The 12199-nt window shown below is 70.7% G+C and carries 11 protein-coding genes, 1 tRNA gene and 1 pseudogene; 8 read left to right on the top strand and 5 right to left on the bottom strand.

Annotated features, from left to right (window positions below):
• Positions 1-3 precede the first annotated feature (3 nt).
• Both IEZ09_RS44990 and IEZ09_RS48120 read right to left on the bottom strand, forming a co-directional pair.
• Positions 4-77, bottom strand: a tRNA-Ser gene (locus tag IEZ09_RS44990).
• Complete coding sequence (locus IEZ09_RS48120; RefSeq protein ID WP_440590351.1) at positions 39-932, bottom strand: WD40 repeat domain-containing protein; 894 nt, start codon at positions 930-932, stop codon at positions 39-41. Before IEZ09_RS48120 ends, IEZ09_RS44990 begins: the two co-directional genes overlap by 39 nt.
• A 130-nt stretch (positions 933-1062) precedes the next feature.
• Here IEZ09_RS48120 and IEZ09_RS44975 point away from each other — a divergent pair, with 130 nt between their 5' ends.
• On the top strand, positions 1063-1332 hold the full coding sequence (locus IEZ09_RS44975) for a hypothetical protein (RefSeq protein WP_189259984.1): 270 nt from the start codon (positions 1063-1065) through the stop codon (positions 1330-1332).
• Positions 1333-1991: 659 nt separating this feature from the next.
• On the opposite strand, the pseudogene IEZ09_RS48115 reads toward IEZ09_RS44975, so the two are convergent.
• Together IEZ09_RS48115 and IEZ09_RS44960 are read right to left on the bottom strand one after the other, a co-directional pair.
• A pseudogene (locus IEZ09_RS48115) lies at positions 1992-3050 on the bottom strand (nSTAND1 domain-containing NTPase); the annotation flags it as partial.
• 344 nt (positions 3051-3394) lie between these two features.
• Entirely contained in the window at positions 3395-3784 is a 390-nt protein-coding gene (locus IEZ09_RS44960; protein WP_229813539.1) for a hypothetical protein, read from the bottom strand.
• 4 nt (positions 3785-3788) lie between these two features.
• On the opposite strand from IEZ09_RS44960, the gene IEZ09_RS44955 reads away from it, so the two are divergent.
• The 3 genes from IEZ09_RS44955 to IEZ09_RS44945 all read left to right on the top strand — a co-directional run bounded on the left by IEZ09_RS44955 (position 3789) and on the right by IEZ09_RS44945 (position 5725).
• A complete protein-coding gene (locus IEZ09_RS44955; protein WP_189259986.1) occupies positions 3789-4061 on the top strand; it encodes a hypothetical protein in 273 nt (90 codons plus the stop codon).
• Positions 4062-4169: 108 nt separating this feature from the next.
• Positions 4170-5249, top strand: coding sequence for an NAD(P)H-dependent amine dehydrogenase family protein (locus IEZ09_RS44950; protein ID WP_189259981.1), 1080 nt, complete (start codon positions 4170-4172; stop codon positions 5247-5249).
• Positions 5246-5725, top strand: a complete 480-nt coding sequence (locus IEZ09_RS44945; RefSeq protein ID WP_189259980.1) for a carboxymuconolactone decarboxylase family protein — start codon at positions 5246-5248, stop codon at positions 5723-5725. The genes IEZ09_RS44950 and IEZ09_RS44945 overlap by 4 nt, the downstream gene beginning before the upstream one ends.
• A gap of 16 nt (positions 5726-5741) precedes the next feature.
• On the opposite strand, the gene IEZ09_RS44940 is transcribed toward IEZ09_RS44945, so the two are convergent.
• On the bottom strand, positions 5742-7286 hold the full coding sequence (locus IEZ09_RS44940; RefSeq protein WP_502255052.1) for a GMC oxidoreductase: 1545 nt from the start codon (positions 7284-7286) through the stop codon (positions 5742-5744).
• 267 nt (positions 7287-7553) lie between these two features.
• Between IEZ09_RS44940 and IEZ09_RS44935 the strand changes: the two genes are divergently transcribed.
• The 4 genes from IEZ09_RS44935 to IEZ09_RS44920 all read left to right on the top strand — a co-directional run bounded on the left by IEZ09_RS44935 (position 7554) and on the right by IEZ09_RS44920 (position 12164).
• Positions 7554-8870: an amidohydrolase gene (locus IEZ09_RS44935; RefSeq protein WP_189259978.1), complete on the top strand. Its 1317-nt coding sequence runs from the start codon at positions 7554-7556 to the stop codon at positions 8868-8870.
• The gene (dinB, locus tag IEZ09_RS44930) at positions 8861-10045 is read left to right on the top strand and encodes a DNA polymerase IV (RefSeq protein ID WP_189259977.1); all 1185 of its coding nucleotides are present in this window, start codon (positions 8861-8863) and stop codon (positions 10043-10045) included. Before IEZ09_RS44935 ends, dinB begins: the two co-directional genes overlap by 10 nt.
• Before the next feature lie 221 nt (positions 10046-10266).
• On the top strand, positions 10267-10467 hold the full coding sequence (locus tag IEZ09_RS44925; protein WP_189259976.1) for a hypothetical protein: 201 nt from the start codon (positions 10267-10269) through the stop codon (positions 10465-10467).
• Entirely contained in the window at positions 10464-12164 is a 1701-nt protein-coding gene (locus IEZ09_RS44920) for an HEXXH motif domain-containing protein (protein WP_189259975.1), read from the top strand. Before IEZ09_RS44925 ends, IEZ09_RS44920 begins: the two co-directional genes overlap by 4 nt.
• Positions 12165-12199: the final 35 nt, after the last annotated feature.

The raw sequence follows: 12199 nt of genomic DNA, 5'->3' as shown, positions 1-12199 counted from the left end.
CGGTGGCGGTGGGATTTGAACCCACGGAGGCTTTCACCTCACACGCTTTCGAGGCGTGCGCGCAGGGCCGGTGGGCCGGCGAGGTCGAACAGGTACACGGTGGTGTCGGCGCTGGCCGCGGCCAGCAGCGTGCCCGCGGGGTTCCAGTCGAGGTCGAGCACCACCTCGCGGGGAGCGTCGAGCACGGTGATCAGCTGCGGTTCGCCGCCGGTCACGTCCCAGACGCGGATCGACGAGTCACGTCCTGCCGCCGCGAGCCTCGACCTGTCGGGACTGAACGCCACGGCCATGACCTCCTCGTGCGAGCCGCCGAGCCGGGCGCGCAGCCGTGGCCGGCCCCGGTCGGAGACGTCGAGCAGGTGGACCTCGCCGCCCATCGTGCCCGCCGCGAGCAGGTTGCCGTCGCCGGACAGGTCGCCGGCGCCGCTGAACACGGCGCCGGCGCCGGTGAGCGTGCCGCCCAGCGGTGCGGGGCTGGAGGGAGCCGAGGTGTCCCACAGCGTGACGCCGCCTTCGGCGAAGACGGCGAGTTCCCGGCCGCTGCCGTCGAACTTCGTGTCGAAGATCGGTGCCGCGGCACGTCTGGGGAGTGCGGTCGCGAGCTTCCACACGCGAGCGGTGCCGTCGGTGGCCGCGGACACGATCGACTTGCCGTTGTCGCTGAACACCGCCCACGTGACGACGTCGGGGTGGTCGAGGACCTCCACCGTCGTCCAGGAGGCGGCGTCGAGCACGCGCAGCGTGGAGTCGGCGCTGCCCACGACCAGGTGGGCGCCGTCCGGGCTGAACGCGGTCGCCGTGATCTTCAGGTCGAACGCGCCGGTGAGCTCCCTGGCGGGCTTGGGCGCGCGGGGAGCCGAGATGTCCCACGACCGCAGGGCGCGGTCGAGCGAGCCCGCCACGAGCACCTTCCCGTCCGGGGAGAACGACACCGCGGGAACGCCGCGCTCTCCGGCCGCGAGCACGGCCAGCTCCGTCGCGTTCTCCCCCGCCTGCCACAGGTGCACGCCACCGGTCTGGGTGCCGAACGCCAGCAGACCGGCAGGGCCGTAGACCACGGTCTTGGTCTTCGCGGGAGCGGGCAACGGCGGGAGCGGCCGCGGGTCGGCGGGGTTCTCGACGTTCCAGCGCAGGACGCCGTCGCCGCCGGCCGCAGCGAGCTCACGGCCGCTCGGGTCGACGTCCAGCCGTTCGATCGGGCCTGCTCCGGCGTCGATCGGCACGGCGAGCCGCCGGGGGCGGGACGGGTCGGAGACGTCCCACACGGTGATGGTGGACTTCATGTCGCCGATCGCGAGCGTGCGCGAGTCGGGGGTCAGGGCGAGCGCGTAGACCATGGGGCCCTTGGGTTCGCGGCCGTCCGGCTGCCAGGGCTTGATCACGCCCGTGCGCTTGAGACCGGTGCCGGACTTGGTGAGCAGGCGGACGGAGCCGTCGGTCGCGTCGCTCACCGCGACCAGGGAACCGTCGGACGAGGCGTCCACGGCGGTCGGGCCCGCGCCACCGAGATACCTGGCGGGTACCGCCGCGCTCGAGTGCGCGAGGAGTTCCGACCTGGCTTCGCCCGTCTGCGCGATCCGATAGCCGGCGATCGCCAGCTGGGCGGCGAGGCCGGGATCGGTGGCGCGCAGTTTCGCGGCGGTGAGAGCGGTCTGCCGGGACAGCGCGTTGTCGCGGGCGATCAACGCGTCGGTGCGCGCGTTGGCGGCGACGACCGCGAGCACACCGGCGACCAGCGCGCAGACCACCGCGGCGGCGGTCACCGTCCGCAGCTTCCTGGTTCGCCGCACCGCGGCCGCTTCGGCACGCCTGGCCTGCGCGACGCTCTCCTCGACGAACGCGCGTTCCACCCGGCTGAGCCGGACCGGTGCCGCCGCGGAGACGGCGTACGAGCACATCGACCCGAGCCGCGTACCGGTGGCGAGCGCCGCGGGATCTCGTGCGCTGTCCGCCCAGCAGCGGGCAGCCTCGGTGATCGTCCGGTGCACCCGCAGCGCGTCGCGGTGCTCGTCGAGCCAGGAGCGGATCCTCGGCCAGGCCGTGAGCACCGAGCCGTGCGCGATCTCGGCGGTCTCGCGGTCGACGACGACCAGTCGTGCGGCGGCGAGGTGGTTGATCACCTGGTCCGCGCCGGCGCCGAGGTCGAGCAGCTCGCCCAGGTCGACCCGGCGGCGGGTGACGGCTCCGGTCTCCTCGTCGGCGGACACCAGCCGCAGGATCAGCTCGGCCGCCAGCTGCCGTGCCGAGGGGTCGAGCTCGCCCCAGGCGTTCTCGGCGGTCTGCGCGACCGCGCAGCCGATGCCGCCCGCCGCGGTGAAACCGGCCAGCGTCAGCACCTCGCCGCGGCGCCGCCGCCACGTCTCCAGCAGGGCGTGCGACAGCAACGGCAGCGCCCCCGCCCGGCCTTCCGCCTCGTTCACCACCGTCACGAGCAGGGCCCGCTCGACCGACAGCCCGACCGCGAGCGCGGGTTTGGTCACCGCCGCGGTCAGCTCGTCGGTGTCCATCGGGCCGATCAGCACGTGGTTGTCCCGCACCGCGTCCGCGAAGCCGGGGTGCTCGGCCAACCGGCCGGTGAAGTCGGCGCGCACGCACACGAGGAGGCGGAACCGCCGGTCCGGCGCGAGGATCGCGGCGAGGAACTCGTCGCGCTCACCCTCGTCGCAGCGCGTGTACAGCTCCTCGAACTGATCGACGACGACCAGCACGTCCTGCTCGTCGGGGACGGCGGCTCCTGGCGTGATCACGACCGGCCGCAGGCCCTGGCACAGCGCGGGCAGCACTCCGGCCGCGAGCAACGAGGTCTTCCCCACCCCCGACGGCCCGGACACCACGGTGACCGGGCGGCTCAGCACCCGTTGGACGACATCGGCCACCACCCGCTCACGGCCGAAGAAGAGATCGGCGTCCTCGGTTCGAAAAGCGGGCAAACCGCGATACGGCGGCCTATCCCTTCCCGCCGAGCACCGCTGGGGCCGCGACTCGGCGGCGGTGAGCGCGGCGGCACGCCACTTCGCCGTCCACTCCTCCTCATCGCCTCCACAAGCCATGGCGTAGGCGAGTGCGACGTCCAGCGTCGGCAACCGCCGCCCGCCCGCCGCCTCCGACAACGTTGTCACCGCATAGCCGCTGCGGTCGGCGAGCTGCCGGTAGGTCAGCCGTCCCGACCTGTGCCGGAGCTCGCGCAACTCGCCGGCGAAGCGCTGCACCGCGCCGTCGTCCGGATCCAGCGGCCGTTCCGGTCGAGGCATGCTCAACCCCCCGATAATCCATTCCCCCTGCCACAGAATTGAATTTCTCCCGTGGCACCCAAACCGCCGCACACGGTAGCCACTGAATGGACTCCGGCACCACAGTGCGACACAATTCAAAATGTTGCCGTGCGCAAGGGAATTCACTCGCCGGAACGCCGGTAGATCGTGATGGAGTGACCGACCTCGTCGATCGCCGCGCTGCTCGTGATCAGCGCGGTCAAGCGGTCGTCGGCCCTGGCGACGGCGGAGTCGGACACCACGAGCAGCCCGCGCACCTGGTCCGCGGGCACGGTGCGCGGGTCGGTGGCGTCGATTCCGTAGTACGACGGCACGCCGGCTCCCTTGTACACGAGCCAGATCCGCTCGCCGGGATAGCGCTTCGCGAGACGGTCCGCGAGCCGCCCGAGATCCTGCCCCCAGTCGACGTTCGAGTCGTGCAGCCGCAGGTGCGTCTTCTCCGGACCGCCGAATGCCTCGTTGGAGTACGGCAGGTAGTGGGGAAACGTACCCGCGACCGGTCTGGCCTTCACCGACGTGCGCCTCGACGCGGCGTTCACCGGCCGCTGGCACGTCGAGTGTCGCCAAGGAGCCGCGAAGGACCCGCCCCGCGCGGCGACAAGGTGCTGGCCGGTCGTGGCGGTGCTGCTCGCCCAGATGGCGTTCACCATGGTCACGGCCGCCGTGGAGCAGACCCCGACGATCGACGAACCGGTCTACGTGCTGTACGAGTCGGGCAACGATCCCGGCCGGCTCCTGCTGCTGGCACGCCTGCCGATGTGGACGCCTCGGGTGCGCGGACCGCGGTGAGCGACACACTCATGGAACGGGAGTGCCCACCGGCCGGGTTGTCACGCCCGGTGTTCCGGTACGCCGAGGGCTATGCAACTGAAACGTGTTCTAGTTATCCTACGACGCATGATCGCCACAGTGGTGTGGGGCACGGGAAACGTCGGCCGTGCCGCGATTCGGGCCGTCGAGGCCCACCCGGCGCTGAAGCTGGCGGCCGTGGTCGTGCACAACCCGGACAAGGTCGGGCGCGACGCCGGCACCCTCGCCGGGCTCGACACCGAACTCGGGATCACGGCTACGAATGACGTCGACACCGTGCTCGCGGCGAGTCCGCGCGCCGTGGTGTACGCGGCCTCCGGCGACATCCGGCCGGACGACGCCCTCGCCGACATCACCAGGGCGATCCGGGCCGGTGCCGTGGTCGTCACGCCCTCGCTGTACGCGCTCTACGACCACCGCAGCGCACCCGCCGAGTTACGAGAACCGGTTCTATCCGCGATCGCGGAAGGCGGCGGCTCGCTCTTCGTCTCCGGCGTCGACCCCGGCTGGGGCAACGACGTGCTGCCGTTGCTGATCAGCGGCCTGGGCAGCGAGATCGACGCGATCCGCTGCCAGGAGATCTTCGACTATTCGACCTACGACCAGCCGGACGCCGTGCGGTGGCTGATCGGCATGGGCCAGCCGCTCGACTACCAGGCGCCGATGTTGATGCCGACCGTCCCGACCATGGTGTGGGGCGGGCAGATCCGGCTGATGGCCAGGGCGCTGGGTGTCGAGGTCGAGGAGATCCGCGAGACCGTGGACCGGCGTGCGCTCGACGCGACGGTCACGACGCGGACGATGGGCGAGTTCGAGGCGGGCACGCAGGGCGCGATCCGGTTCGAGGTGCAGGGCGTCGTCGGCGGCGAACCGCTCATCGTCATCGAACACGTCACGCGCATCCACGCGTCGTGCGCGACCGACTGGCCGATGCCGCCGTCCGGGGACGGCGCGCACAAGGTGATCATCGAGGGACGCCCGCGCATCGAGGTGTCCGTCGAGGCCACCGACGAGGGCGAGAACCGGTCCGCGGGCGGCAACGCGACCGCGGTCGGCCGCCTGGTGAACGCCATCGACTGGCTCACCGAGGCGGATCCCGGTCTCTACGACGCGCTCGACGTCCCGCTGCGACCCGCCAAAGGCAAGCTGGGGAGGACCCCGCGATGAACATCGACATCCCCGAGGGCAAGGACCCCATCGCCTACGTGTGGGGCGAGATGGTGCCCGGCATCGGTGTCGCGGCCGCGAACTTCTCGCTCGCGGTGTACTCCCACACGACGCTGGGGCTGCGCGAGTTCGAGGCGGCACGGCTGCGGATCGCGCAGATCAACGGGTGCATGTTCTGCATGGACTGGCGGACCGAACGCGACGGGCAGAAGGTCGAGGAGGGGTTCCTCGACGCGGTGACCCAGTGGCGCACCACCGACGCGTTCGACGACCGCACGAGGCTGGCCGCCGAGTACGCCGAGCGGTACGCACTGGATCACCACAACCTCGACGACGAGTTCTGGTCCCGCATGACCGCGCACTACAGCCAGGTGGAGATCGCGGAGCTGAGCATGTGCATCGGTTCGTGGCTCGCGTTCGGCAGGTTGAACCACGTGCTGGGTCTCGACGCGATGTGCGTGCTGCCGAAGTTCTGAACCGTCCGCACAGGACTCACAGATCGGTGGCGATGATCTTCTCGATGTTCCGCTCGGCGAGCGCGGTGATGGTGACGAACGGGTTCACGGTGGTGGTGCCGGGAATCAGCGCACCGTCCATCACGTACAGACCCGGATACCCGTGCAGGCGGCCGTAGTTGTCGGTGGCCTTGTTCAGCACGGCGCCGCCGAGCGGGTGGTACGTGAGGTGGTCGCCCCAGATCTTGTACACGCCGAAGAGGTCGGTCCGGTAGATCGTCCCCTCCTTCGCGTTGATCTTGTCGAAAATGGACTTCGCCGCGGTGATGGACGTCTGCTTCCAGGCGGTCTGCCAGCTGAGGTCGACCCTGCCCGCGGCGGCGTTCCAGGAGAACTCGGCGCGGCTCGGGGTCCTGGTGATCGACAGGTAGAACGAGGCGTAGGTCTCGATGCCCGTCGGAAGCGGTGCCACCTCGGCGAAAGCGCCGCCCGCCGCCCAGTTGTCGATGCCCGCGGTGGGAATGGACGACTGCAGTGAGCCGGTCGGGTCCCACATGTGGTTGGCGCGGCCGCACATGACGTTGCCGTTGTCGCCCCAGCCCTTGCCGACCTCGCCGTTGAGGTTCGGCAGCGCTCCGGTGGACTTGAGCTTCACCAGCAGCTTGCTCGTGCCGACGCTGCCCGCCGCGAAGAACACCCTGGCCGCCGTGACGGCCTTCGTGGCGATCGTCGTGCCCGCGGTGTCGAGCTGCTCCATGGTGACCGTGTAGCCGCCGGACGCCGGGACGACCGAGGTGACCCGGTGCAGCGGGGAGATCGTGACCCGGCCCGTCGCCCTGATCTTCGGCAGGTAGGTCTTCTGCAGGGACTTCTTGCCGTAGTTGTTGCCGTACAGGATCTCGCCGGCCAGCGCCGACTTCGGGACAGTGCCGGCCGCCTCCTGCCTCATGTAGTTCCAGTCGTACACGTTGGGCACGTAGACGAACGGGAAACCGGACCGCTGCGCGTGTTTGCACCCGACCCTCGCGTACTGGTAGCACTCGGCCGTGTCGAACCAGGCCGGGTCGATCATCGTGACGCCGAGCTCGGCGTTGGCGCGCGGGTAGTAGACGTTGTACATCTCGTCCGGGTTGACCGTCGGCAGGACCTCGCCGAAGAACTCGCGGCGCGGCGTGACGGCCATGCCGCCGTTGACGAGCGATCCGCCGCCGACGCCCCGGCCCTGGTAGACGGTGATGCCGCTGAACTCCTCGGCGTCGAGGATGCCGGTGTAGCGCGGGATGTCCTTGTCGATCGGGAAGCCCAGGAAGTTGCTCAGCGGCTGTTTCGTCCTGGTCCGCAACCAGAACGACCGCTGGTCCGGCGTGGTGGTGTTGGCGAATATCTTGCCGTCCGCGCCGGGGGTGTCCCAGGCCATGCCCATTTCGATCATGTGGACGTCCACACCGGCCTGTGCGAGGCGCAGCGCCGTCACGCACCCGGCGTAACCGGTACCGATCACCAGAGCAGGGACGACGGCGGCGTCGGAGATGGTCGTGGAGGTGGCCGCTCGTGCCGCAGGACTCAGGCCGCCGAGGGCCACGGCTCCGAGAATAGAACCGGTTCCTGCGATGAACGAACGTCGAGAGGGACCCTGGAAACCGTTGTCACACCTCATTGTGTGGGCCATGTGATCTTCCTCACTCTTGCCGTATGAGAACAAGTTATACCGGGGCCTGCCGGGCAAGTCACTACCCGGCGGTACCGGTTCTCCCGGCCGTTGAGGCGCAAGGTCGCCCTGCTGCGGGGCTGCTCCCCCTTGCCGATCACAGGCGTGGCGGCTGGTCACCGTGACCGCTAGTTTCGCGGGGTGCGCCGCGCTGTTCCGGTTCTGCTGGCGTGTCTGGCGGTGCTGAATCTGCCGCCGGACGAGATCAGCCCGGCCGCGCCCGACGTCGTCTACCACAACGGTGTCGTGCTCACGATGGAGCCGGCCCAGCCACGAGCCCAGGCGATCGCGGTCCTCCGCGACCGCATCACCGCCGTCGGCCGCGACGAGGACGTCGTGGCGCTGGCAGGCCGCACGACCCGTGTCGTCAACCTTCGCGGCCGCACGGTGATGCCGGGCTTCATCGACTCGCACGCGCACTGGATCGGCGACGGCGAGATGGTCGGCTACTCGCCCGAGGCCGCGATCGACGCCGCGCTGCGGCGCGGGTGGACGAGCATCAACGAACAGTTCGTCGACGACCCGCGGTTCGCCCGGCTGCTCGCCCTCGACCGGGCCGGCGGGTTGCGGCTGCGGGTCAACGCCTACCTGCCGGTCAACTACGAGGACGACAAGTTCGGCGGCTGGTACCTCGGACTGGAGCCGAGGCACTCGTACAGCCCGCACCTGCGTCCGGCCGGGGTGAAGCTGTTCCTCGACCACGACTGGGGCACGACCTTCCACTGGAGCCAGGCCGAGCTGAACACCTACGTCCTCGTCGCCCACCGCAACGGCTGGCAGGTCAGCGCGCACGCGGTGAGCGCAGGGGCACTCGACCAGTACCTGACCGCGATCGCCTCCGCACTCGCCGCGCGCCCGGACCCGGACGCGCGGTGGCGTGCCGAGCACGTCGTCCAGGTCCGTGACGACCAGCTCGCCCGGATGCGGGAGCTCGGCGTGATCGCGTCGATTCAGCCAGGACTTCCCGGCGAGTCCGCGAAGGAAGCCGGGTTCTCCGCGCTGGTGGCGCGGGGCTCGACCGGCTGGATCGCGCGGTGGCGGGACCTCGTGGACAGCGGCGTCCGCACCATCGGGAGCACCGACATGCCGTGGCTCGTGCTGGTCCTGGGCGGCCACGCCACCGAGCTGCCGCACGCCTCACCGCTGGAGGCCGTCCACCAGGCGGTGACCCGGCAGAGCTACCTCGGCCGCGCGCCGGAGGACTGGCAGCTGGCGCAACGGCTGACCGTCGAGCAGGCGTTGCGGCTGTTCACCGGCGACGCCGCCCACGGCACCTTCGAGGAGGACGTGAAGGGCAGCCTCGCGCCCGGCAAGTACGCCGATCTCGTGATCCTCTCCGCGGACCCGACGTCCGTTGCGGTCGACGCGTTGCCGGGCATCGAGGTGCTCGCGACCGTCGTGGGTGGACGAACCGAACACTGTGCTGAACGAGTGATGGATGCGAACATGTGTTCGTGAGCGCCACGCCCATCCTGCACGCCGACCTGGACGCGTTCTACGCCTCCGTCGAGCAACGCGACGACCCGCGCCTGCGCGGCCGGCCGGTCGTCGTCGGCGGTGGTGTGGTGCTGGCCGCGAGTTACGAGGCCAAGGCCTTCGGCATCCGCACCGCGATGGGCGGCGCACGGGCGCTGCGGCTGTGCCCGCACGCGATCGTCGTGCCGCCGAGGATGTCGGCGTACTCCGCGGCCAGCAAGGCGGTCTTCGAGATCTTCCGCGACACGACACCGCTGGTGGAGGGCCTGTCGATCGACGAGGCGTTCCTCGACGTCGGCGGCCTGCACAAGATCGTCGGCCCGCCGGAGCTGATCGCCGGACGGCTGCGCGCACGGGTGCTCGCGGAGGTCGGCCTGCCCATCACGGTGGGCGTGGCGCGCACCAAGTTCCTCGCCAAGGTGGCGAGCGCGGTGGCGAAACCGGACGGTTTGCTGGTCGTTCCTGCCGACCGCGAGCTCGAGTTCCTGCACCCGCTCCCGGTCGAACGCCTGTGGGGCGTCGGCAAGGTGACCGCGGCCAAGCTGCACACCCTCGGGATCCGGACGGTCGGCGAGGTGGCCAGGCTGGACGAGACCGACCTGGTGTCGATCCTGGGCAAGGCGGCAGGGCGGCACCTGCACGCCTTGGCGCACAACCGCGACCCGCGGCCGGTGCAGGTCGGTCGCCGGCGGCGCTCGATCGGCTCGCAGCGGGCGCTGGGGCGGTCGCCGCACGACCTGGACGCCATCCTCGCCTCGCTCATCGACAGCACCTCGCGACGCCTGCGCACCGCCCACCGCGCGTGCCGGACGGTGGTGCTGCGCTTGCGGTTCGCGGACTTCACGCGGGCGACCCGGTCGCACACGCTGGCGCATCCGACCGCGGACACCGAGACGCTGCTCGTGACCGCTCGGCGGCTGCTCACCGCCGCGATGCCCGAGATCGATGGTCGTGGCATCACGTTGCTGGGCGTTTCCCTGGCCAACCTCCACGGCGAGGACCAGATCCAGCTGATGCTCCCGTTCGACGATCTCGAGCCGGGGGCGCTCGACGCCGCGCTGGACCGGCTGAAGGACCGGTTCGGTGCGGCGTCGGTGACGCGGGCCGCGATGCTCGGCCGCGATCCCGGCATCTCGGTGCCGTTGCTGCCGGACTAGGAGTCCACTGTGGACCTGGGGAGCCGATGACCCGACCACGGGGCGTGACGGTTCGGGCCTCCGGCGACGGGATTCGAAAAAGCCGAGGCCAGGCGGGTGCGGCGCGTCTAGAATCCCAGGGTTCGGTGAAGGTCCCGGACCCTCGCCGAGATCAGTGATCACTCCGCGTTTAGGATGAAAACTGTGAACATCCGTCCCTTGCCGCTCGCCGCCGGGTCGCCGTGGACGCACCGGAGCCTCGGGAGGCGACCTCGATGGTGAACTCAAGGTCGGACCTGCTCTCGAAGCAGCTCGACCTCGCCTCGTTCTCGCTCTCCGAGCTGCGGTTTCTGCGCCGGCGGGATCTGGATGCCGCGATGGCGCGGACCGCCGAGCAAGCTCGGCACACCGATGCCGGCGACGGCATTCAGGAACAAAGGTGAGCGGTACGACGGAACTGCCAGGCCTGCGGGTGCCGAGTGAGGTGTTCGACCGGATCTGTTCCGGACCCGTCGACGCCGAGAGCATGACGCTCCTGCGCAGGGGCCAGTACGGCATCCGTCTGCTGAGGCTGTGCACGCTGATCGAGTCGGCACCGGAGGACGTGCGCGACCTCGAGCAGGCGTGGTCGGTTCTCGAGGCCGCGGAGCACGCCGCACCCTCCGTGGTCGAGGACCTGCTGATGCATCCCGCCGTCGGCGTCTGGCTGGCTCGCACCCTGCACGACGTCTGCGCCACCCCGGCCGTCAGCGATTCCACCCGGACGGAAGTTCAGGTGCTGCTCGCCGTCGCGGCCGCAGCGGCTGTCCGATGTGGACTGTCGTGCACGATCTCCGTGCCCGTGGTGGACGGTGCCGTGACATTGCCGACGGTCGGCCAGTGGCGGCTCCACGAGCAGGATGGTTCCGCCGACCGGGTCGAGGTCCGAATCACCGCCGGTGACGTCACTTTCGGCCGCCGGACCTCGTTCGTCACGGTGAAGCGCCACCGCACCGCGGCGCGGGGCCGATCGCTGGAAGTCGTCATCGACGACGTGGACCCGCACCGGGAGTTCCCGGCGCCCGCGCCACCGGACCCGTTGGACGAGGCCGCTTTCGACGGGTGGTGCAAGCAGCTCGACGAGGCGTGGGACCTCCTGACCCGCTGGCACGGCGACTACGCGGGCGAACTGGCGGCAGGGCTGACCACGTTGATCCCGCTGGCCGCCAGGACGCCGGTGTTCGCCGCGTCGTCCACGAACGCGTTCGGTGGAATCGCGTTGTCTCCCAAGGACTCCGCGGCGGAGCTCGCGGAAGCCATGGTGCACGAGATCCAGCACTCGAAGCTCAACGCGCTGATGGATCTCCTTTCCCTGCACCGGGAAGGCGGCACCGCCTGGGTCTACGCGCCGTGGCGGTCCGACCCTCGCCCGCTGTGCGGTCTCCTGCACGGGATCTACGCCTTCACGAGCGTTGCCGAGTTCTGGTACGTGCAACGCGACCTCGTGCCGCCCGCGCAGTCCCGTCGTGGCCACTTCACCTTCGCCCACCGCTGCCGCCAGGTGCGTGCCGCGATCGACTCGGTCCGGGACTCCCCCGAACTCACCGATCTGGGCAAGAGGTTCGTCGCCGCGTCCTCCGCACGGCTGGACGCGCTCGACCTCACCTCGGTGCCGGCCGATCTCACCGACGCCGTCACCACGCTCCTGGCCGACCACAGGGCCACGTGGCGGATCCACCACGTCCGGCCGAATCCCGTGGACGTCGCCGCCGCCGCCGACGCGTGGGCGGACGGGCGTCCCTGCCCCGGCGCCGTGCGCTGCGAGGTCGTGCCGGTCGCACAGCCCGCGGTGTCCTCGCGCGCGGCTCTGGTCGAACTGCGGGCGTTCGACCCGGAGTCGTTCCACCGCACCGCTCGCGACGAGACCGCGCACGTGCTGTTCGCCCGCGGCGACCACGAGGCCGCCGCGGCAGCCTACGAACGCGAGGTCCTGGCGGAGCCGTCGCACGACGACGCCTGGGTCGGCCTCGGTCTGGCGGCCGGGTCGGCGGCCCTGCTCGACCAACCGCAGACCGTGCGAGCCGTGCACCTGCGGGTGCTCGCCCGCACCGGCGTCGCACCGGCCCCGCTGGAGCTCGCGGCCTGGCTGGGGCGGGCCTGAGCTTCACAGCTCCATGGTGTCGGTGTCGCACGTCG

The organism is Lentzea flava (genome assembly GCF_014648475.1).
Lineage (GTDB): Bacteria > Actinomycetota > Actinomycetes > Mycobacteriales > Pseudonocardiaceae > Lentzea > Lentzea flava.
This window is presented reverse-complemented; position numbering and strand designations above follow the sequence as displayed.